22 protein-coding genes, 1 tRNA gene and 1 riboswitch are annotated in these 21,432 nt (G+C 63.3%); of the genes, 9 read left to right on the top strand and 14 right to left on the bottom strand.

All coding sequences use genetic code 11. The features are described 5' to 3' along the window. Positions 1-286: 286 nt before the first annotated feature. Both CKO11_RS10225 and CKO11_RS10220 read right to left on the bottom strand, forming a co-directional pair. Entirely contained in the window at positions 287-1,597 is a 1,311-nt protein-coding gene (locus tag CKO11_RS10225; protein WP_223637795.1) for a hypothetical protein, read from the bottom strand. Positions 1,598-1,660: 63 nt separating this feature from the next. Beyond that, a complete protein-coding gene (locus CKO11_RS10220) occupies positions 1,661-2,002 on the bottom strand; it encodes a HesB/IscA family protein (protein ID WP_223637792.1) in 342 nt (113 codons plus the stop codon). A 72-nt stretch (positions 2,003-2,074) separates the two neighbouring features. Here CKO11_RS10220 and CKO11_RS10215 point away from each other — a divergent pair, with 72 nt between their 5' ends. Continuing rightward, on the top strand, positions 2,075-3,235 hold the full coding sequence (locus tag CKO11_RS10215; protein WP_223637789.1) for a deoxyguanosinetriphosphate triphosphohydrolase: 1,161 nt from the start codon (positions 2,075-2,077) through the stop codon (positions 3,233-3,235). Positions 3,236-3,238: 3 nt separating this feature from the next. On the opposite strand, the gene CKO11_RS10210 is transcribed toward CKO11_RS10215, so the two are convergent. Beyond that, positions 3,239-3,868 (bottom strand): NYN domain-containing protein, encoded by a 630-nt coding sequence (locus CKO11_RS10210; protein ID WP_223637786.1) that lies wholly within the window; start codon positions 3,866-3,868, stop codon positions 3,239-3,241. 129 nt (positions 3,869-3,997) lie between these two features. Further along, positions 3,998-5,593: a peptide chain release factor 3 gene (locus CKO11_RS10205; RefSeq protein ID WP_223637780.1), complete on the bottom strand. Its 1,596-nt coding sequence runs from the start codon at positions 5,591-5,593 to the stop codon at positions 3,998-4,000. A 248-nt stretch (positions 5,594-5,841) separates the two neighbouring features. Between CKO11_RS10205 and CKO11_RS10200 the strand changes: the two genes are divergently transcribed. Both CKO11_RS10200 and xth read left to right on the top strand, forming a co-directional pair. Further along, entirely contained in the window at positions 5,842-6,081 is a 240-nt protein-coding gene (locus tag CKO11_RS10200; protein WP_223637778.1) for a hypothetical protein, read from the top strand. Positions 6,082-6,141: 60 nt separating this feature from the next. Continuing rightward, the gene (gene xth, locus CKO11_RS10195; protein ID WP_223637776.1) at positions 6,142-6,921 is read left to right on the top strand and encodes an exodeoxyribonuclease III; all 780 of its coding nucleotides are present in this window, start codon (positions 6,142-6,144) and stop codon (positions 6,919-6,921) included. On the opposite strand, the gene CKO11_RS10190 is transcribed toward xth, so the two are convergent. From CKO11_RS10190 to thiM, 6 genes are read right to left on the bottom strand one after another with little or no spacing between them, the layout of a single operon-like run. After that, a complete protein-coding gene (locus CKO11_RS10190) occupies positions 6,922-7,638 on the bottom strand; it encodes an ABC transporter permease (RefSeq protein ID WP_223637775.1) in 717 nt (238 codons plus the stop codon). Further along, on the bottom strand, positions 7,635-8,333 hold the full coding sequence (locus CKO11_RS10185; RefSeq protein WP_223637773.1) for an ATP-binding cassette domain-containing protein: 699 nt from the start codon (positions 8,331-8,333) through the stop codon (positions 7,635-7,637). The genes CKO11_RS10190 and CKO11_RS10185 overlap by 4 nt, the downstream gene beginning before the upstream one ends. Continuing rightward, entirely contained in the window at positions 8,330-9,253 is a 924-nt protein-coding gene (locus CKO11_RS10180) for an ABC transporter substrate-binding protein (RefSeq protein ID WP_223637771.1), read from the bottom strand. Before CKO11_RS10180 ends, CKO11_RS10185 begins: the two co-directional genes overlap by 4 nt. 1 nt (position 9,254) lies before the next feature. Beyond that, entirely contained in the window at positions 9,255-10,052 is a 798-nt protein-coding gene (gene thiD / locus CKO11_RS10175) for a bifunctional hydroxymethylpyrimidine kinase/phosphomethylpyrimidine kinase (RefSeq protein ID WP_223637769.1), read from the bottom strand. Continuing rightward, positions 10,049-10,660 (bottom strand): thiamine phosphate synthase, encoded by a 612-nt coding sequence (gene thiE / locus CKO11_RS10170; protein WP_223637766.1) that lies wholly within the window; start codon positions 10,658-10,660, stop codon positions 10,049-10,051. Before thiE ends, thiD begins: the two co-directional genes overlap by 4 nt. Then, a complete protein-coding gene (gene thiM, locus CKO11_RS10165) occupies positions 10,657-11,460 on the bottom strand; it encodes a hydroxyethylthiazole kinase (protein WP_223637762.1) in 804 nt (267 codons plus the stop codon). The genes thiE and thiM overlap by 4 nt, the downstream gene beginning before the upstream one ends. Before the next feature lie 54 nt (positions 11,461-11,514). Then, a riboswitch (TPP riboswitch) is annotated at positions 11,515-11,609 on the bottom strand. A gap of 78 nt (positions 11,610-11,687) precedes the next feature. Between thiM and CKO11_RS10160 the strand changes: the two genes are divergently transcribed. After that, positions 11,688-12,923 carry an Hsp70 family protein gene (locus tag CKO11_RS10160; protein WP_223637759.1) on the top strand — a complete coding sequence of 412 codons (1,236 nt, stop codon included), beginning with the start codon at positions 11,688-11,690 and terminating at the stop codon, positions 12,921-12,923. Between the two features lie 27 nt (positions 12,924-12,950). On the opposite strand, the gene CKO11_RS10155 is transcribed toward CKO11_RS10160, so the two are convergent. Further along, a complete protein-coding gene (locus CKO11_RS10155) occupies positions 12,951-14,138 on the bottom strand; it encodes an FAD-dependent monooxygenase (protein WP_223637750.1) in 1,188 nt (395 codons plus the stop codon). Positions 14,139-14,227: 89 nt separating this feature from the next. Next, on the bottom strand, positions 14,228-14,650 hold the full coding sequence (dksA, locus tag CKO11_RS10150) for an RNA polymerase-binding protein DksA (RefSeq protein ID WP_223637926.1): 423 nt from the start codon (positions 14,648-14,650) through the stop codon (positions 14,228-14,230). Positions 14,651-14,890: 240 nt separating this feature from the next. Between dksA and CKO11_RS10145 the strand changes: the two genes are divergently transcribed. From CKO11_RS10145 to CKO11_RS10125, 5 genes are all read left to right on the top strand, one after another. Continuing rightward, positions 14,891-15,733 (top strand): AAA family ATPase, encoded by an 843-nt coding sequence (locus tag CKO11_RS10145; RefSeq protein ID WP_223637923.1) that lies wholly within the window; start codon positions 14,891-14,893, stop codon positions 15,731-15,733. Positions 15,734-15,903: 170 nt separating this feature from the next. Continuing rightward, positions 15,904-17,928: an ASKHA domain-containing protein gene (locus CKO11_RS10140; RefSeq protein ID WP_223637748.1), complete on the top strand. Its 2,025-nt coding sequence runs from the start codon at positions 15,904-15,906 to the stop codon at positions 17,926-17,928. A gap of 51 nt (positions 17,929-17,979) precedes the next feature. Further along, positions 17,980-18,053: transfer RNA gene (locus tag CKO11_RS10135), tRNA-Gly, on the top strand. 764 nt (positions 18,054-18,817) lie between these two features. Further along, complete coding sequence (locus tag CKO11_RS10130) at positions 18,818-19,336, top strand: hypothetical protein (RefSeq protein ID WP_223637745.1); 519 nt, start codon at positions 18,818-18,820, stop codon at positions 19,334-19,336. Positions 19,337-19,493: 157 nt separating this feature from the next. Further along, the gene (locus CKO11_RS10125; protein WP_223637737.1) at positions 19,494-19,901 is read left to right on the top strand and encodes a hypothetical protein; all 408 of its coding nucleotides are present in this window, start codon (positions 19,494-19,496) and stop codon (positions 19,899-19,901) included. Here the strand turns inward: CKO11_RS10125 and CKO11_RS10120 are convergent. Both CKO11_RS10120 and CKO11_RS10115 read right to left on the bottom strand, forming a co-directional pair. Further along, positions 19,885-20,394, bottom strand: coding sequence for a YdcF family protein (locus tag CKO11_RS10120; RefSeq protein ID WP_223637734.1), 510 nt, complete (start codon positions 20,392-20,394; stop codon positions 19,885-19,887). The genes CKO11_RS10125 and CKO11_RS10120 overlap by 17 nt on opposite strands. Then, positions 20,391-21,374: a DUF808 domain-containing protein gene (locus tag CKO11_RS10115; protein WP_223637731.1), complete on the bottom strand. Its 984-nt coding sequence runs from the start codon at positions 21,372-21,374 to the stop codon at positions 20,391-20,393. Before CKO11_RS10115 ends, CKO11_RS10120 begins: the two co-directional genes overlap by 4 nt. Positions 21,375-21,432 lie beyond the last annotated feature (58 nt).

Genomic DNA, 21,432 nt, shown 5'->3' with positions numbered 1-21,432 from the left:
AGAGCCGCGCCTGACCCGGGGCGGGCGCTTTGCAGCAGGTGTTTTGGGCACTTTATGGGGCCAACAACTGGGCCGTCAGTTCTGTTTGAAACGGAGAGATGCGCCCGTCTCGACCCAGCGTCTTGACGCAACCGAGGGCCGCGACCGACCCGGGGTGGGCGCTTTGGAACAGGTTTGCTGGGCACTTTATGGCGCCAACACTTTGAGCGCTGGTTCTGTGTCTGACGGCGCAATGCGCCCGCCCATGGGGCGGGTCGGGCGCGGCCCGGGCTGGTCGCCCGCGCCATTATCCCCCAGCGTAGCGCGCAAGCGCTTCGGCAAAAGTGCGGACTGCATCATCAAGGCCGAGCATTTTCGTTGCGAATGAGCCGGCTCCGATCCGAACCGCCCATTTCACACTGGAGGAGCCAACTTCCTCTGCCGCCTTCTGCAAAGCCTTGTCGCCAAGCTGGCCACAATACCTCGCAATCTCAATGCTCGCATCCAGTAGAACCTTGGCCAATTGCTGCAAACGAGGCTTGCTCGGCCGACGTGTTTCAAGTTCCCTCTCAGTCTCGTCTAGCGTTTCCCAGATGATCAAGACGGGCTTCGCGGGAACGGCCTCTTCCAAGGCCTCAGGCGGATTATTGTGTCCGATCTGTGCTGGTGAAATTTCAGCCACAACCGGGGCAAGTTCGCCCTTCAAACGCCGAGTCTCGGCGAGCAACCGATAGCGTTCCTCAATCTCAGCAATCAGCGCCGCGACATGCTCCGCGCCCTGTTTCCAATCCTCATCAGGGATCAGCGCAATATCGCTCAAAAGCTGCGCATGGCTTTCCCAATCCCCCGTCAGCGGGCGGCCAGCAAGCGCGGCTTCATACCAGCGGAGCCAAAACTCATAACCGGGATGTGTGCGAAACCAACCCGCCGCAGCACGCCACTCACGGAAAAACCAACCCGGCAATTTCTCGGTAAACTGTGCCCGGTTCAGAGGATTCGAATTTACACCTAGTGCCCTTTCCCAAAGTGGGGAACGTAGTGGTGCGCGTCGCTCCTCGATTGATATCAGATCGTTTCGAATGCTGTCCCAAAACTCCGAAAGGGAAACACTAATACCGACGTCCCACTGCGCCGCGGCGGTTCCAATCGCGGCAACAGAAGCGGAAATACCTGTAGCTAAATGTTTTTCGATCTCGTGAGGAAAGTGAGTTATTACCGAAGAAAATGCACAATTTGCACTACGAACTGCATTCTGCGCAGCTACGTCACCGAAAGTTTCAAGATTGATTTGTTTACGCGGATTTGCGCTCCAGTGACGCGGCATGGTCAGAGCCGCTCCGTTCCTATCTACGACCATTTTACCGTAAATAGTCAGAGCGGCCTGTGCCTCAGTCACCTCCGGAATACCTGACACCAACAGTCCTTGGAGAATGCTAAGACCCGCAACGGCATTCGACCCAGGCCAATCAACTCTCTGCCTTGAAATCCATATTGGCAAAACCCGCATCGCCGCGCGATGGGCAAGCGTTACAGCCTCGCGCTGCCGCGTGTCTTCTGGCCGCGCGTCCAGCCACGCCTGCAGCGTTTCTTCGTTTTTAATCTCACTCGCTTGCACCATGCGCCCGCCCCTTGCCGCTTGGGTCAAGTTTGGCGGGGCTTGGGCTTTGGGGCAAGCGGGGCATTACATCGAGAACGAAATGCCACAGCCGCAAGAACTTGTCGCATTCGGGTTTTGCACCACGAAGCGCGCGCCGATCAGTTCTTGCGTGTAATCAATCACCGCATCTTGCAAAAACGGCAGGCTGACCGGGTCGATCAGCACTTTTTGCGCGGCGAAATCGCCCTCGCCCGCAATCACCAGATCTTCCTCGGCCGCTGTGGCCTCTAGTTTCAGATCATATTGAAAGCCAGAGCAGCCGCCGCCCTCCACCGCCACGCGCAAAGCTTTGGGCGCGGGCTCTTTGGCATTGATGGCGGCAAGGCGTTCAAAGGCGCGGGGGGTCACTTTGGGGGGCAAAAGCATGGGCTGGAACCTGTCGTTGGGCTGATGATAAGTATAGGAAGGACATGGGCCCACGACAAGGCGAGGTGAAGGATGCTGCAACCCTATGCGTGCCAACCGGAAGCAAGCCGGGGGCGGCTGCATGATGAAAGCTATTCGACCTTTCGCACCCCGTTTCAGCGCGACCGGGACCGGATCATCCATTCCTCGGCATTTCGTCGGCTCAAGCATAAAACCCAAGTCTTTGTGGAACATGAGGGCGATTATTACCGCACCCGGCTGACCCATACGATTGAGGTCGCGCAGGTGGCGCGCACGATTGCGGGGGCGTTGGGGCTGAACACCGATTTGGCCGAGGCGGTGGCTTTGGCGCATGATTTGGGCCATCCGCCCTTTGGCCATACCGGCGAAGATGCTTTGGCGCTTTTGATGGAGCCCTATGGCGGTTTTGATCACAATGCCCAAGCTTTACGCATTGTGACAAAGCTGGAGCGCCATTACGCCGATTTCGACGGGCTGAACCTGACATGGGAAACGCTGGAGGGCATCGCCAAACACAATGGCCCTGTGGAGCCGCCGTGGAACTATGCGTTGGCGGGCGTGAACGGGATGTGGGATCTGGAGCTTGGCACCAATGCTTCGGCCGAGGCGCAGGTGGCGGCGGTGGCCGATGATTGCGCCTACAACCACCACGACCTGCATGATGGCCTGCGCGCGGGGCTTTTTACCGAAGCCGATCTGTGCGAACTGCCGGTGCTGGGCGAATGCTTCGCCACGGTCGATAAGCTTTACCCCGGTCTTGACCCGATGCGGCGGCGGCACGAGGCCCTGCGGCGCGTTTTTGGCGTGATGGTGGAAGATGTGATCGCGGTGGCGCGCAACCGGCTGGAGGCACTGCAGCCGCAATCGGTCGAGGACATCCGCAACATGCAAGGGCCGATCATCCGGTTTTCCAAACCGCTTTATCAAAACATCAAAGCGATCAAGAGCTTCCTTTTCACCCGCATGTATCGCGCGCCCACCGTGGTGGTGGAACGCAAACGGGTTACGGGGATGGTCAATGCGCTCTTCCCGCTGTTTCTAGACCGCCCCGAACTGCTGCCCGACGACTGGCAAGACGATGTGGCAAAGGCGCTTGCCAAAGGCAACGAAGAAGGCCGGACCGAGATTGCCCGCGTGGTGCTGGATTACGTCGCGGGCATGACAGACCGCTTTGCCATTCAGGAATATAATCGGCTGGTGGGAAACTCTTGAAAGCTAATTCTTCGCTATCTGACGATAGGTTTCCCGAAGTGCACCAAGGTCGAGTAGCCCCCAACACTTCCGCGAAAGTTCATTTCCCTTCGGAGGGAAACAACCATGGATTACCTTGATGCCTTTAGTTTGCAGGAATTCTGCAACCGGGACAAAGTCTCGATCGGCTGAGACGAGCAGTGCAATGTCGTAAGCATCAATCCACGCAAGACTGATCATGTCAGTTACGATCTTGGTGTCTACACCCTTTTCTTCTGTACCACGCATGTCTCCTTCACATGAAGGGCATTTCATAACTTCTTCTTGGCAGTGTGGGCACTTGGGATAGCCGCGTTTCTTCTGGCGCTCAGCAAGCGTCACGTGCACTCCCGGCATCCTATCAAGAGTATTCAGGAACCAGTTTTTTAGCTTAACATCACTCGTTTTATGCGGATCATAAGAACCATAAACATGCATCGCCTCGTATACATATGGCTGTCCAGGAACAACAAGAGCAGCAACCTCCGCGCTGAAACTGGGGCCTACATTAGACCAATCCATCATGAAACCGGGCTCAATATCTCTCGCAGACAAAGAGAAATTCCAGAAATCAACGAAAATCCGGATTCGGACACGCCCATCAGCCAACGACATATCAATGTCCCCAAGCAAACGTACAAATGAATACGGGGACGCAAGCGTCCCCGGGGTCATTAATGCTAGCGCTTTATGCGCTAGCGGGTCTTTTCCAACCGATACATCCTAAACCCGACCTTGTCAAGTTTACTGCATCATTTCCTTCGTCGCGCTCAGCGTCACGCCTTCATAATCGCGCACGACGCGATCGATGTCCCATTGCAGGCGGGTCAAAAAGACGGTGTCGCCATCATGGTCATGGGCGATGTGCTGCTTGTTCACGTTCACCAGCTTGTCGACCAAATCCTTCGGCCCCTGCACCCAGCGCGCCGAGGTGAATTGGCTCGGCTCAAACCGCACCGGGATGCCGTATTCCAGCTCGATCCGGCTGGCGAGCACGTCAAATTGCAAAGCGCCGACCACGCCGACAATAAAGCCCGAGCCGATGGCGGGTTTGAACACTTTCGCCGCGCCCTCTTCGGCGAATTGCATCAGTGCTTTTTCCAGATGCTTGCCCTTCATCGGGTCGGTCGAGCGGACCGATTGCAAGAGTTCGGGCGCAAAGGACGGGATGCCGGTGAAGCGCAGCTTCTCCCCTTCGGTCAGGGCGTCGCCAATGCGCAATTGCCCGTGGTTCGGAATGCCGATGATATCGCCCGCCCATGCCTCTTCGGCCAATTCGCGGTCTGCGGCCAGAAACAGCACCGGGTTCGACACTGCCATCGGCTTGCCTGAACGCACATGCAAAAGCTTCATACCGCGGTTGAAATGCCCCGAGGCAAGGCGCACAAAGGCGACCCGGTCGCGGTGCTTGGGGTCCATGTTCGCCTGAACCTTGAACACAAAACCCGCGACCTTCTTTTCATCGGCGGAAATCTGGCGCTCGGCGGCGCGTTGCGGCTGCGGCTCGGGGCCATATTCGCCCATGCCATCCATCAACTCTTTCACGCCAAAGCTGTTGATGGCCGAGCCAAACCAGATCGGCGTCAAATGCCCCTCAAGGAAGCTTTGCCGGTCGAATTTGGGTAGCAGTTCTCGCGCCATTTCCAATTCTTCGCGCAACTGCTCCAATTGTTCGGCGGGCACATGCTCGGCCAATTTGGGGTCATCCAGCCCCTCGATCTTGATGCTTTCAGCGACCTTGTTGCGGTCGGCCCGGTCCATCAATTCCAGACGGTCGTGCAAAATGTCATAGCAGCCCAAGAAATCGCGCCCCTGCCCAATCGGCCAGCTTGCGGGCGCCACATCGATGGCAAGGTTTTCTTGGATCTCGTCGATGATCTCGAACGTGTCGCGGCTTTCGCGGTCCATCTTGTTACAGAAGGTCAAGATCGGCAGATCGCGCAGACGGCAGACCTCAAAGAGCTTGCGCGTCTGGCTTTCCACCCCCTTCGCCCCGTCAATCACCATGATCGCTGCATCCACCGCGGTCAGCGTGCGATAGGTATCTTCGGAAAAGTCGCTGTGGCCGGGGGTGTCCACAAGGTTGAAGCGATAGTTGCGGAATTCAAAGCTCATCGCCGAGGCCGAAACCGAGATGCCCCGGTCTTGTTCCAGCTTCATAAAGTCCGAGCGCGTGCGCCGCGCCTCGCCCTTGGCTCGCACCTGACCCGCCATTTGGATCGCGCCCCCGAAAAGCAGGAACTTTTCGGTCAGCGTGGTCTTGCCTGCGTCGGGGTGCGAGATGATCGCGAAGGTCCGACGACGGGCGATTTCGGGCGGGAGGACGGGTGCGTTGCTCATGGCGCGCCTTTACCGCAAGGCCGCGCGCGGGGCAATGGGGCCAATGTCCACCGCGCCGCGACCGGCACCGGGCGCAAGACGGCAGCGCGCGGCCGTGACACCTGCGAAAAGGGCACATTGATCCGGATCATGGATTTATTAATAATATTGTTCCAGAATGAAACGTATTGGCCCGGCGCGCTTGGAGGAACGCGTTGTGGCGAAGGGACGCGGGCCGCAAGGTTGCGCCTCCGAAACAGGAGTGTGCCATGGGAAGGGCCGAGACTGCCGCGAAGACCACTGCCGCCACAAAAGGCGAAACCGTTCTTTGCCCCTATTGCGGGGTGCCTCTGTTTACCGCGCGCGACCGCGCCAAACATCTCGACATAAAGGATTGTTGCGCCGAAGGCGCGAATGGCTGGGATTGCGCCGATCTGACCGATCCGCATGACCGCTGCTGCCGCCGCGCGGCGACCCGCAGCCGCGCGCTGCCCCGCCGCGCCTCCTGATCGCGCGCTCTCTTTTCTTCTGCCGCCCCGCCTTCTATCAAGGCGGAAAGGGAGACGCGCATGAAAATCGCCAGTTTCAACATCAATGGAATCAAGGCGCGCGCGCAGGCGCTGCCCGCATGGTTGAAGGCAGCCGAGCCCGATGTGGTGGCGCTGCAAGAGATCAAATCGACCGATGACGCCTTCCCGCATGAGGTGCTGGATGGTCTGGGCTATCAGGTCGTCACCCATGGGCAGAAAAGCTTTAACGGGGTGGCGCTGTTGAGCCGCTTTCTGCTGGAAGATGTGACCTGTGGCCTGCCCGGCGATGACAGCGACGCACAGGCCCGCTGGATCGAGGCGACGGTGGTGGGCAGTCGCGCGGTGCGGATTTGCGGGCTTTACCTGCCCAATGGCAACCCCGCGCCGGGGCCGAAATATGACTACAAACTGGCATGGATGGCGCGGATGCACGCGCGGGTGCAAGCGCTGCTCGCCACCGAAGAGCCGCTGGTGTTCTTGGGCGATTACAATGTGATCCCGCAAGATGAAGATGCCGCCAAGCCCGAAGCCTGGCGCGACGATGCGCTGGCTTTGCCCGAAACCCGCGCGGCGTTTCGGCGGCTGTTGCATCTGGGGCTGACCGATGCGTTCCGCGCCCGCGTCGCCGGGCCGGGGCATTATACGTTTTGGGATTACCAAGCTGGCGCGTGGCAACGCAATAACGGCATTCGCATCGATCATCTGTTGCTGAGCCCGCAAGCGGCGGATTTGCTGCGCGAGGTTGGCATCGACAAGGATGTGCGCGGGGGCGAGAAACCCTCGGACCATGTGCCGATCTGGATCGATCTGGACGCGTAATCACATCCCGAACCGGCGCAGGGCCCGGCTGGTGGCCAAGTTGAGCACCAGCGTCATGGCCACGATCACGATCAGCGCGGCAAACATCAGTTCGGTGCGCATCCGGGCATTGGCCATCAACATCAGATAGCCCAACCCCTTCGACGCGCCGACCCATTCGCCGATCACCGCGCCGGTGGGCGCATAGGTCACCGCGATGCGCAGCCCCGCCCCCAAATGCGGCAAGGCATGGGGCAGCCGCAGCCAAATGAGCGCGCGCAACGGATGGGCGCGGGTGATGCGTGCCAAATCGCGCACCGGCTCGGGCGTGGCGCACAGCCCATCATAAAGGCCCGAGGCGACCGGGAAGACCACCAGCAAAACCACCATCGCCACCTTGGGCCCGAGGCCATAGCCCAGCCACAGCGTCAGCACCGGCGCCAACACAAAGACCGGCAGCGCTTGGCTGGCGCTGAGAAGCGGCCCCAAAAGCCGCGACAGAAACGATGACAGCGCCATGGCCACGGCAAGGCTGACGCCCAAGGCCAGCCCAAGCGCCAGCCCCGTCAGCACCTCGCGCAGCGTCACCCCCGCATGCGGAACAATCACCGCCGCCTCGGTCCAAAGCACGCGCGCCACATCAACCGGCGCGGGCAAGATGAAGGGGGCGACCAGCCCCAGCCCCGTCAGCGCCTGCCACAGGGCCAGCGGCAGCAAAAAGGCCAAAATCCGGCTCATGCCGCCGCCCCCCGCATCTGCGCCACCAGCGCCGCCGCCGCACGCGCCAGCGCCGGATCGGCCAAATCCACGGGGTGCGGACCGGGCAGCGCGGGCAGATGGACCACCTCGCCCCCGCGTAAAGCCAAAATCTGCGCGCCCAGCCGCAACGCTTCTTGCGGGTCATGGGTCACCATCACCACCGCCCGGCCCGCCAGCCGCGCATGGGCAAGCTCGTGCATCATCGCGCGGGTGGGGACATCCAGCGCGGAAAAGGGTTCATCCAAGGCCACAAGCGGCGCCTCTTCGGAAAGCGTGCGGGCAAGCGCAAGCCGCTGCCGCTCGCCGCCCGATAAATCCGCCGGGGACGCCGCACCCCGCCCCGCCAGCCCGACCTCGGCCAAAAGCGCCTCGGCGCGGGGGGCGGACAGGGTTTCCCCGCGCAGCCGCGCCATCAGCCGCAAATTGCCCAAGACCGAAAGCCTTGGCTGCAACAGATCGCTTTGCGCCATCCAGCCGATGCGGTCGGGCGCAACGCGCGCGCCCTCTAGCCGCGCCGCCGTGGGCAGCCCGGCCAAAAGCCGCAACAGCGTGGATTTCCCCGCGCCCGAGGCCCCCAGCAAACAGGTCCACCCCGGCGCAAGGCGCAGATCGAGCCCCGACACCAAAACCCGATCCGCCAAGATCACCCGGCCTTGCAGGCGCGCCACGCTCATTGTGCGATGGCATCCACCGCAGGCGCCGCCGCGATCAGCCCGCTTTCGGCCAGAAACGCGCCAAAGGCAGCATAGCGGTCGCGGTCCAGCGCCGCCGGATCAAGCGCGAAATGCGGCCAGCTATCCACCCAGGCCTTGGCATTGAGCGGGTCTTCCAATTCGGCGGCATAGCCTTTGAAATCCGCCCAGCCCTGCGCCGGATCGGCGGCAATCTCGGTTGCTGCGCGCGCCGTGGCGGCCAGAAATCGGGCGATCCGGTCATCGCCCGCCGCATCGGCGCGCGCGACATAGATCAGCTCGTCATAAGGCGGCACACCGTTTTCTTCGGGCAAGAAGCAGTGCCCTTCATGACCTGCCGCCGCCATCTGATGCAGTTCGAAATTGCGAAATGCGCCCGAAACAGCTTCGACCTGCCCCGCCACCAAGGCCGGGGTCAGCGCGAAATTGACATTGATCTGCGTGGTCTGACTCGGTTCGACCCCGTTGAAGCGCAGCATCCGGTGCAGCAAAGCCTCTTCGATGCCCGCCAGCGAAAAGCCGATGGTGCGCCCCTTCAGATCCGCCATTGTCTGCACCGGCCCGGCGGCATCGACCATCACGCAATAAAGCGGGCTGTCGATCAGCGTGCCCACGCGTTTGAGATCAAGCCCCGCGTCATGGGCCAAGTAAAGCTGCGGCTGGTAGCTGACGGCAATATCCACCTGACCGGCAGCGGCCATCTTCGGCGGATCGGCGGGATCTGCGGGCGAGATGATCGTCACATCCAGCCCGGCATCGGTGAAATAGCCCCGCTCTTGCGCGACGATGATCGGGCCATGATCGGGGTTCACGAACCAATCCAACATCACCGACAGCGGTGCCTCGGCCCGCGCGGGCATGGCCACAGTGGCCAAAAGCGAAAAAAGAAGAAAGGTTTTCATATCAGCCTCTTGCAGCAAAGAAATGATCCAGCGGGCCATGACCATGGCCGACCGACAGCCCATCGGCTGCGGCAATCGCGCGGTGGGTATAGGCGCGCGCGGCTTGCGCGGCGGTGCGCAAGTTGGGGGTGCGGGCCAATTGGGTGGCCAGCGCCGAAGACAGGGTGCAGCCCGTGCCATGGGTGTTCGCCGTGGCATGGCGCGCGCCTTCAAACCATGTCTCGCCATCGCCATCGAGCAGCAGATCGGGGCTGTCTGTGCCGCCCAGATGCCCGCCTTTCAGATAGACCGCCCGCGCCCCCATCACCCGCAGCCCGCGCGCCTGATCGCGCATCTCAGACCGGCTTTGCGCCACCGCGCAGCCCAGCAGATCGGCGGCTTCCGGCAGGTTGGGGGTGATCACGGCGGCGCGCGGCACCATCCCCTTGCGCAAGGCAGTCACCGCCTCTGCTGCCAAAAGCCGGTCGCCGCCCTTGGCCACCATCACCGGATCGAGCACCACCGGCACCGAAAGGCCCGCCAGCGCCGCAACCACGGCGGCAATCAGATCGGCACTGCCCAGCATGCCGATTTTGACTGCATCGATGCGGATATCTTCCCGGATCGCGGCGATTTGCGCCGTGACCATTTCGGGCCGGATCAGATCGACCGCGCGCACGCCTTTTGTATTTTGCGCAGTGAGCGCTGTCAGCGCCGCCATCGCATAGCCGCCATTGGCCGAAATCGCCTTCAGATCGGCCTGAATACCGGCGCCGCCCGAAGGGTCCGACCCGGCGATGGACAAGATATTGGGGATCATCTCTGGCTCCAGTCTTGCACAAGCGCTTGGGTGGCGGCGGTGGGATCGGGCGCGCGGGTAATGGCCGAAACCACCGCCATCCCGGCCGCGCCAGCCGATTTCAGCGCCGCGATATCGCCGCGCCCCAACCCGCCAATGGCGTAACAGGGCACTGGCACGGCACGCGCGATTTCGGCCAAGCCGTCAAAGCCGATAGGGGCGGCGGCGTCGGGTTTGGTCGCCGTGGCGCGCACGGGCCCCGCGCCGATGTAATCGACCCCTTTGGGCAAAGCGCGCGCCTGCGCCAGCGTTTCGATGGACAGCCCCAAGATCCGATCGGGGCCGATCCGGGCACGGATCGCCTGCGGATCACCGTCGCCCTGCCCGATATGCAGCCCGTCCGCCCCGGCGGCAATCGCAACGGCGATCCGGTCATTGATGACAAGCTTCGCGCCCAGTGCGCGCATTTCGGGCAACAAGAGGCGCGCCAAATCCAGCAGATCGGCATCGCTCGCCGTCTTGTCTCGCAATTGCACCCACCCCGCGCCGCCGCGCGCCGCCGCGCGGGCTTGGCCGGCCACATCCAAGGGCGCGCCCGGATCGGTGATCATATAGATCGGCCCGCTCATGCCAGATCGACCTTGGCGCCTGCGGTGACCGCCTCGGGCGTGAGCGCGGCCAAAGCATCCAAAAAGGCGGGCTGAAAACTGCCCGGCCCCTGTGCCACGGCACCCGCTTGTTCGCCCGCCAGCCCGTAATAGGCCAGCGCCGCCACCGTGGCCTCGAACACCGGCTGGCCCACAAGAAAGGCCCCGATCACCCCGTTCAGCGAACAGCCCAGCACCGTGACGCGTGGCATCAGCGCATGGCCATTGGCGATATGCGCCGCGCGCGTGCCATCGGTGACGAAATCAACCGGGCCGGACACGGCGACCACGCCGCCCGTGCGCCCTGCCAGCACGCGCGCCGCCGCCTCGGCTGCGGCCACCGCATCGCCCGCATCCACGCCGCGCGCCTGCCCGCCCTGCCCGGCCAGCGCCAGAATTTCCGACGCATTGCCCCGGATCACACTGGGATTAAGCGCCACCAGCCCGGCGCATAGCTCTTTGCGATAGGCCGTTGCGCCGACGCCCACGGGGTCCAGCACCCAAGGCCGCTTGCGCCGCACCATCACCTGCGCCGCGCGCATCATCCCCGCCGCCCAAGCGCCATCGGCGGTGCCGATATTGACCGTCAGCGCGGGCGCAAGCTCTGCGAATTCCTCTACCTCTTCAAGGGCATGCACCATCGCTGGCGACGCCCCCGCCGCCAGTTGCACATTCGCCATCACATTCATCGCCACGAAATTGGTGATGTTGTGCACAAGCGGCGCCGTCGCGCGCATCTGGGCAAGATAGTGCCCCCAGTCTTTCGGGTCGCTTTGGGTCATCCGGTCCTCTCGTGACGTGAGAGGCCGCACCGGCAGCGCGACACGACAGGGCCGCGGGCCGGTGGACGGACTCCCTACGCCAGCATGATCTGGTTCAGGTTCAAAGGGTGCTTCTCAGCCCGGTTGCCCGGACGCCCCTGTCGCAACGCCACACTATGCACGCCGCGCGGGGCTTGTCCAGCGCGCGCAAACACGATAGGCGCCGGGGCTTTGGTTCGGAGGGATGCATGCAACAGACATTGGCCGTGGATTTCGGCACCTCGAACTCCGCCGTCGCGGTGTGGGACGCGGGGGCCGTGCGCCGCATACCGCTTGAAGACGGGGGCGATGTGCTGCCGACGGCGGTGTTTTTTCCCGCCGACAAGGGGCCAATGCTGATCGGCAGCGCCGCCGCAACCGCGCTGACCGAGGGCGAAGAGGGCCGCTATATGCGGGCGCTGAAATCGGTTCTGGGAACGCGGCTGTTTCATGACGCGCGGCTTGTGGGCGGCAAACGCCGCACGCTGGCCCAAGTTGTCACCGAATTCCTACGCACGGTAAAAACCCGCGCCGAAACTGCAACCGGGCAGCACTTCACCCGCGCGCTTTCGGGGCGGCCCGTGCATTTTCACGCCGATCCCGCCCGCGATGCGCAGGCCGAGGCGGATTTGCGCGCCTGCTACCTTGGGGCCGGATTTGACGCGGTGGATTTTCTGTTTGAGCCAGAGGCCGCCGCGCGCGCCAACCCCGCCCTGCCGGCGGGGGCGCTGGGGCTGATTGTCGATATTGGCGGCGGCACCTCGGATTTTTCGTTGTTTCGCAGCACGCAAACCGGGGTGGAGATCGTCGCGAGCCACGGCATCCGGCTGGGCGGGACCGATTTCGACCGCGCCATTGCGCTCGATCATGCGATGCCGCTTTTGGGCCAAGGCGGGCAGTTGCGCCGCGAATTCGGCCCCGAATTGCTGCCCGTTCCCGCCGATCTTTACGTCGATCTGGCAAGTTGGGCGAAGATCCCCTTTCTTTACACCCGCGAAACGCGCACCGCCGTGGCCAAAATGGTGAAGCTGGCCGTCGATCCGCGCGCGGTGGGGCGGCTGGCAACGGTGTTAGAGCATGAGTTGGGGCACGATCTGGCCTTCGCGGTGGAGCGCGGCAAGATCGAGGCGAACCGGGGCAAAGCCGGTGCGATGATCCGCATGGGCAAGATCGAGCGCGGGCTTTATGCCGATATCGATGCCAGCTCGATGGCGGCGTCTTTGGCGCGCGCGCGGGCCCAACTGACCGAGGCGGTGCAGGACACCTTGCACAAGGGCGGCGTGGCGCCCGACCAAGTGGGCACGGTGGTGCTGGTGGGGGGCTCCAGCCTGATGGGGCTGGTGGCCGAGGCGGCCCATGCCATATGCCCCGCGGCGCAGCATGAAACCGGCGCGGCCTTCACCGCGGTGATCGACGGGCTGGCAAAAGCGATCGGCGAAGGCTGAGCGCCAGCCGGTCCTCAGGTCGCGCCCCTAAATTTCCGTGGTCACATCGTGACCATGCACCCAGTCATAGCGGTTGAGCACCTGCCCCGGCGCCACCAGCGAGGCCACCCGCAAGGCGGCATGGCCCAAGGTGCGCTGGAACCCCGACAGGTGGTAATTGCGGGCGTTTTCATTCGCGGCCTCGACAATCGCCTTGCAGCGGCGCGCGCGCATCGATTGATAGACGCCCAGCGCCACCTCGTCATTGTCGTGTTTGGCCAGCGCCTGAGCCAAAACCCAAGCATCTTCCAGCGCCATCACCGCGCCCTGCGCCAAAAACGGCAAGGTGGGATGCGCCGCATCGCCCATGATCACCGCGCCCCGGCCTTGCCAGACGCGCGCGACCGGATGGCGGAAAAGCCCCCAAAGCCAGGGTTCCTTCACCGCCTCCAGCCAGTCTTGCACCTTCGGGCAGAATTCTTCGAACGCGGCCAGAAGGGTCAGCGGATCATCGCGCAGGTTCCAGCTTTCTTCGACCCAGCGCCAGCGCTCCTCGACCGCCACGATATTGCGCAGCCCCCGGCCCAGCGGATAGGTGACAAGGTGCTTACCCGCACCGAGGAACACCTGCGCCACCTTCGGCTCATTATCGTCGCACGGCACCAGCGCGCGCCACGCCACCTGATGGGTAAAGAACGGGCGCGACTCGCCATTGAGCGCGCGGCGCACCCGCGAATGCAGCCCATCGGCGCCGATCAAAAGGCCAGGTTCAAGCGTTTCCCCCCGCGCGGTCAGCAGCTTGGGCTTGCCCGAGGACAAGTCGACATCCTCGACCTTGCACCCAAGGGTAATCTCGACCCCCGCCTCGCGCGCGCCCTGCGCCAAAATCTCGATCAGCCTTGCGCGATGCACCAGACGGTATTCCGCCCCGGGGCGCAGCTTGCCCAGATCCAGCCGGATCACCCGGCTGCCGGTCTCGCCATCCAGCATTTCAATCGCTTCGGTGCGCGGCCCGGTGGTTTCCAGCGCATCGCCCAGCCCCAGCGCGCGCAACACCCGCGCCCCATTGGGCGAGACCTGAATGCCAGCGCCCACTTCGCGGATCGCATCGGCTTGTTCCAAAACGGTGACCTGCGCACCGCGCAGCGCCAAGGCCCGCGCCACCGCAAGCCCAGCAATCCCCGCCCCCATCACTGTTACGCGTCGTCCGATCAGCACCGCCCGCGTCCTTTCCATATGAATTCACCGGCGCCTTGCGGTCACCGGTGAAGCCTATGTCTGCGCAGTTTGCTGATCAGGCCTCACCCGGGCCCGTCGGTCCGGCTTCAGTCGTCGCGATGCACACGTTCGCGGCGCTCGTGCTTTTCTTGCGCTTCGAGCGTCATCGTGGCGATCGGGCGCGCATCAAGACGTTTCAGAGAGATAGGTTCTCCGGTCATTTCGCAATAGCCATATTCGCCATTTTCGATGCGACGGAGTGCCGCGTCGATCTTGGTGACCAGTTTGCGCTGCCGGTCGCGGGTGCGCAATTCCAGCGCCCGGTCGGTCTCTTCGGAGGCGCGATCCGCCAAATCCGGCACGTTGCGCGCCGATTCGGCGAGCCCGTCGAGCGTCTCTTGCGATTGCTCCAGCAACTCGGCCTTCCACGCTTGCAATTTGCGGCGGAAATATTCGAGCTGACGATCGTTCATGAACGGCTCGTCTTCGGCGGGCCGGTAATCGTCGGGAAGGAAGGTCTCGGCTTTCATCGCTTCACTCAATTTAATGCCCTCGGTCGTAAAAGGGGGCGTCACCCCCCCGGCGCCGCTTGGGCGCTCCATTAACGCAGTCGGGACGAGTTGTCACGCCCCTTTGCCCCCCGTTTTGCACCTGCGGCATATTTCCTGCGCGGCGCGCAGCGTCACAACCGGGCTGGCGCTTGCGGGGCTTTCAGCGCGCCGCTACGGTGCGGTTTCGCGATGATGGAGGCGCCCGTGCAGACCGGATCAGTGCAATTCACCTCGACCGACAGCTATGTGGCCCCGCCCGACCTTGTGGTGGCGGTGAATGCCGCCGTGGCGCTGGAACGCCCGCTTTTGGTCAAGGGCGAACCGGGCACCGGCAAGACCGAACTGGCCCGGCAAGTCGCGCAAGCATTGGGGTTGCCGATGTTGGAGTGGGCGATCAAATCCACCACCAAGGCGCAACAGGGGCTTTACGAATACGATGCCGTCTCGCGCCTGCGCGACAGCCAATTGGGCGATGCGCGGGTCAATGACGTGCGCAATTACATCCGCAAGGGCAAGCTGTGGCAGGCGTTCGAAGCCCCGGGCAAGGTGGTGCTGCTGATCGACGAGATCGACAAGGCGGATATCGAATTTCCGAACGATCTGTTGCAAGAGCTCGATAAGATGGCGTTTCACGTTTACGAGACCGGCGAGACGATCCAGGCCGCGCATCGCCCGATTGTCATCATCACCTCGAACAACGAAAAAGAACTGCCCGATGCTTTCTTGCGCCGGTGTTTCTTTCATTACATCCGCTTTCCCGATGCCGAGACGCTCAAACAGATCGTCGCGGTGCATTTCCCGCAGATCAAAGAACAGCTTTTGTCGGCGGCGCTGACCCGGTTTTACGAGATCCGCGAAACTCCGGGGCTGAAGAAGAAACCCTCCACCTCGGAGGTACTGGACTGGCTGAAGCTGCTCTTGGCCGAGGATCTGCGGCCCGAGGATTTGCAAGCCGAGCCGGGGCAAATGCTGCCGAAACTGCATGGTGCGCTGCTGAAGAACGAGCAAGATGTGCATTTGTTCGAACGGCTGGCCTTCATGGCCCGCCGGCAAGGGCGTTAGCCCCGCGCGAAAGCTTTTGCGGGTGGGCGCAGGCGATTTGGGGGCTTTGGCGGCCCCTGCCCGGCAGATCGCCGCGCGAGATGGCGAAAAGCTGCGGCGCGCGGTCGCAGCCGGGCTTTGCCTTCGCCCAGCCCTGCCCTAGAACGAAAGGCGCAACAAGGAGCGCGACGATGTCGGACGATGCATTGGTGATTTTCACGCCTTCGGGCAAGCGTGGCCGGGTGGCCAAGGGCACGCCGGTTCTGACCGCGGCGCGGGCCTTGGGGGTGGATCTTGATTCCGTTTGCGGCGGGCGGGGCATCTGTTCGAAATGCCAAGTCGCGCCGGGCTATGGCGATTTTCCCAAACACGGGCTGCATGTCGGCCCCGAGGCGCTCAGCCCCGTCAACGCGGTCGAGGAACGCTATGACCGCATCCGGGGGCTGAAACCGGGGCGGCGGCTGGGCTGTCAGGCGCGGATCGAAGGCGATGTGGTGATTGATGTGCCCGCCGAAAGCCAAGTGCACCGGCAGGTGATCCGCAAAAGCGCCTCGGAACGGGTGATGGTGATGGACCCGGCCACCCGCCCGCTCTACGTCGAAGTGGCCGAACCCGATATGCACGAACCGTCGGGCGATTTTGAACGGCTTGCCGCTGCGCTAGAAAAATCATTCGGCATCAAGGGGCTGCACGCCGATCTTGCAGTGCTGTCGGGACTGCAAACCACGTTACGCAAGGGCGGCTGGCGCGTCACCGCCGCCGTGCATGAGGCGGGCGACGGCAGCGCCCCGCGTTTGGTTGCGCTTTATCCCGGTTTGCGTGAGGCGCCGCTCTACGGGCTGGCCATCGATCTGGGATCGACCACCATCGCGGGGCATCTGGTGGCGTTGGACGACGGGCGGGTGCTGGCCTCGTCCGGCCTGATGAACCCGCAAATCCGCTTTGGCGAAGACCTGATGAGCCGGGTGTCCTATGCGATGATGAACCCCGGCGGTGCGCAGGAAATGACCGAGGCCGTGCGCGGCGCAATGGCCGGGCTCGCCGCCGCTTTGGCCGAAGAAGCGGGGGTGGACGCCGCCGCCGTGGTCGAGGCGGTGGTGGTGTGCAACCCGGTGATGCACCACCTTCTGCTGGGCCTTGATCCGGTCGAGCTGGGTCAGGCCCCCTTTGCGCTGGCCAGTGGCGACGCGCTGCATCTGCAGGCCGCCGAGATCGGCCTTGCCCCGCTCGCCCCCGGGGCGCGCGCCTATATCCTGCCGCTGATCGCGGGTCATGTGGGCGCCGATTGCGCCGCGGTCGCGCTGTCTGAGGCACCCGAGACGCGCGAAGATCTTTCGCTCATCGTCGATGTGGGCACCAATGCCGAGATTCTTTTGGGCAATAAGACCCGGGTGCTGGCCTGTTCCTCCCCCACCGGTCCCGCCTTTGAAGGCGCCCAAATCTCCTCTGGGCAGCGTGCGGCCCCGGGCGCGATTGAACGTATCGAGATCGATCCGGTCACGAAAGAACCGCGCTTTCGCATCATCGGCAATGACCATTGGTCGGATGATCCCGCCTTTGGCACGCCCACGATCACTGGCATCTGCGGGTCGGGCATCATCGAGGCGGTGGCCGAAATGCGCATCGCGGGCATTATGGACCCGTCCGGGCTGATTGGCTCGGCCGAACAGGTGGGCACGCCGCGCTGTGTGGCCACCGGACGCACGCATGAATATGTGATCCATGACGCCAGCCCCGACGGGCCGCGCGTGACCGTGACCCAAGGCGATATCCGCGCGATCCAGCTTGCGAAATCGGCACTTTATGCCGGGGCGCGGCTCTTGATGGATGAAATGGGTGTCGATCAGGTGGACCGGGTGGTTCTGGCCGGGGCCTTTGGCGCGCATATCAGCCCCAAACATGCGATGGTGCTGGGGATGATCCCCGATGTGGCGCTTGAAGCGGTGACCTCGGCGGGCAATGCGGCGGGCACCGGCGCACGTATGGCCTTGTGCGCGCGTAGCGCACGCCGTGCGATCGAGGCGCAGGTAAAACGGATCGTGAAGATCGAAACCGCGATCGAGCCGCGCTTTCAGGAACATTTCGTCGCCGCCAATGCGATCCCGCATGCGACCGCCGCTTTTGCCGAACTGGCCAAAGTCGTCACCCTGCCGCCGGTCAGTTTTAACGCGGGCGGCGCGCCCGAGGGCGGTGGGCGGCGCAGACGGCGCGGATAGCGTGCAAGAGCGCTTGACGCGCCCGGATGCATCGCATATCTGGGCGCTCATGCGGGTGTAGCTCAATGGTAGAGCCGCAGCTTCCCAAGCTGAAGACGAGGGTTCGATTCCCTTCACCCGCTCCAATCTTCCTGACATTTCCGGATATTGCGGGCCGCGCGTCTTGTTGCGGCGGATTTTGCCCCTATATCTTTGGGCACAGCGCTGCGGCGATACGAAGGCCCGCCCTTATCGCAAAGACGCGTGCCCCCACAGGTTTTGCAAAATGCTACAGCCTGGCCCAAATTTCGGCGGGCCGTGCCTCTGCGATCCGCAGTCCGCTCATCTCAAAAAAACTGAACACAGAAAGGCGCACGGGGGTTGGCGCGGGCAGAAATTTATTGTATTGAATACAATGTCCGGTTGATGAATTTCCCACCGGATTCGCTTTTTGCAAGATGTGTTGAAACTGCCGCTTCTAGATGTCCTTTTCCTCGCCCCCCTTGGGGCGTCCGTTCGCAGCTTGGGGCTTTGCCCTTGATGCGAAGCGCCTATCGGGCATTTACCTGCGCGCAGCTTCAACCAGACGAATAGGCTGTGCCGACCCGGACCAAGGCCCGGGGCGGCGGCTCTCGAGGCGTGTGGGTTACCAGTGCCTTGTTCGTCCCGTTCCCCGCAAGGGGGCGGCCATACGGCCCCGCGCCGTTATGGGGTGGTGAGCCTCGCACCACTGACGGGCAAGGGCGTTTGGGCCTTCCACTGCCCCCAAAGGCCGCCCGACAAGGGCGGTGCCTGCGCGCCTTTTTAGTGTCTTCCCGAGCGTCTTGCCCCCGGCACCCCGCGCTGGCTAAGGTGCGCTGGCGTGACTCCGCTCTCGGACAAGAGCCTCCCGATCAGAAAAGGAAAAACAATGCCTTCCAAAGCGTTCAACAGGCTGGCTGCGGGCTTTGTGGGTTTTGCGCTGGGGGCACCCGCCGCCTGGGCCAACCCGGCAGCCGAGGCGGCCTTTGCCACGGGCGTCGATCTGTGCCTGCGCTTTGGACAATCCGCTTGGTTTGCGACCGACCGCTTTGAAAAAGTGGGCTGGCGGTCACACTATGATGCTGATTATGGGCGCGCGGTGATGATCAGCCCCGATGGTGCGGTGATCGCGCTTTTGCCCACCAGCGATCGTTACCCCTTGCGGTGCAGCATTGTCAGCGGACAGGTGCCCTATACGGTCGCGCAGCGTAGCGTGGCAACGGCGCTCGAAGGTCTGGGCGGTGCGCCCTGGAAAGCGGTCGAGGTCGATGGCTGTCCGGCCTATGAAGGCGGCACCGCCGATGTGCTGGTACACATACGCAATGACGGCAATGACGATCTGTGCAATGCGCCCGACAGTGCACGCGTGGAGGTGATCGCGCGGCGCAATCCGCTGGCCGGGCCATAGCGTCTCATTCCCCAACCGCAGATCCGGCACCGTGCTCGCGCGCGTCAGGGCAGCCGAGCAAGGCACGATAACCCTGCGGCATAATTCACCTTGGGTTCCCGCAAAGCCGGGCCTAAGCTTGCCCTATTGGGATTTTCACCAATAGGAGGTTGGCACGATGTTCAAACATCTCCGCTCCGCCGTCCTCGGCAGCGTTTTGGCCGGGCTCGTCGCAGCTCCCGCCGCCACACCCGTGGCCGCGCAGGAAATCGTGGGCGCCTATGTCGCCTATATCGGCACCGATGACCTGTTTAATTCGCGCGGCCAACGGCTGAGCGCACCGTGGCAAGTTCTGCGCCAAGATCGGGCGAATTTCCACAAATTCGGCATTTCGCAACCCGGCGACGAATGGGACCCGTTCTTTGGTGATTTTAACAACCGCGCCACGATGGAGCGCATGGTGATGAATGGCTCGATCGAGCCAGCCGCCGCGCGCAAGATCATGGCGGGCGGGGCCACCGTTTTCGTGCGCATTTTTGGTTATGGCAAGCGCGGCGATTATGTCCGCGTTACCGTGACCCGCTAAAGCGCCCCAACAGCCCCCAGGATAGCCCATAGCGCAAGGCATACCACAGGCTGGCCACCGCTTCGCGCGCGGCCAGCTTGAGATATTGGTGCCACGCCAGATCCGGCGCAGGCGGGCAAGACAGGCGCAGCGACAACCCCAAGCCACCTGCGGCCAGCCGCGCGCGCCGCGCATGATAGCGATCTGTCACCACGACCAGCGCGGTCTCTGCCCCCAGCAAAGGCCGGGCGCAGGTGAAATTCTCGCGCGTGTTGCGCGCTTTGGGCTCTTGGATCAAGGCGGCCGCGGGCAGCCCGGCGGCGCGGCACAGATCGGCCATCACCGTGGCTTCCGCAGGCGCGCCATCAAACGCCCCACCGCTAAGGATCAGCCGCCCCACCTGCCCCGCCTGATACAAGCTTATCGCATGCGCCACCCGGCGCCGCAGCGCCGCCGAGGGTGTGCCATCGGGCGCCACACGCGCGCCCAGAACAAGCGCGATGCGCGGGGTCATTTGCGCTTCAAGCGGCCTGCCAGCGCGATCACCGGGTCCACCACATACATCGCCAGCGGAATCAGCGCAAAGCCGTAAAGCAGGCCCAAAATGCCATCAAAGGTGGCGCCAATGGTCCACCCGACCGCGCTGGCGAACGCCTCGGGCCCCAGATGCGCGCCCGCCTCGGCCAGATGGTGGATGGCGTCATAGGGCGCGGCAAAGCCAAGTTCGGCCAGCCCATGCAGCACGATAGAGCCGCCCACCCACAGCATCGCCGCCGTGCCGACGATCATCAACAGCTTCATGAAGCCGGGCATCACCGCAACGACCGCCCGCCCAAAGGCGCGCGTGAGCCACAACCGCCCCGCCCGCGCAAGATAAAGCCCCATATCGTCGGCCTTCACGATCAGCGCGACCCCGCCATAGACCAAGGCGGTGATCCCCAGCGCCACCAGCACCAGCGCCATGGCCTGCATCCAGATCGGGTTGTCGGTGGGCAGCGACGCCAGCGCGATGGTCATGATCTCGGCCGACAAGATGAAATCGGTCTTCACCGCGCCCGAGACCTTTTCCTCTTCCAGCGTCATCGGATCACCCGCGGGATTGCCGCCGGGATCTTGATGCCCATCGGCATGCGGGGCGTGGGGCACCAGCAGGTGAAACACCTTTTCCGCCCCCTCAAAACACAGATAGCTGCCCCCCAGCATCAAAAGCGGCGTGATCGCGCCGGGCCAGAAGCTCGACAGCAAAAGCGCCAGCGGCAAAAGCACCACCAGCTTGTTGCGAATGGACCCCAGCGCGATCTTGCCCACAATCGGCAATTCGCGCTCGGCACCGAAGCCGTGTAGATATTTGGGGGTGACAGCCGCATCGTCGATCAGGGCGGCTGCGGTTTTAGACCCCGCCTGCGCCGCCTGCCCCGCCACATCATCCACCGAGGCGGCCGCAACCTTGGCCAGGCCCGCCACGTCATCCAAAAGCGCAAGAAGGCCGCTCATAGGGTTCTCCGAATGGGTTTTGGAAAAGGTAGGCGCGGAAAGACGCCGGGGCAAGGCC

It is taken from the genome of Rhodobacter sp. TJ_12, assembly GCF_020023995.1.
Taxonomy (GTDB): Bacteria; Pseudomonadota; Alphaproteobacteria; order Rhodobacterales; family Rhodobacteraceae; genus Rhodobacter.
This window is presented reverse-complemented; position numbering and strand designations above follow the sequence as displayed.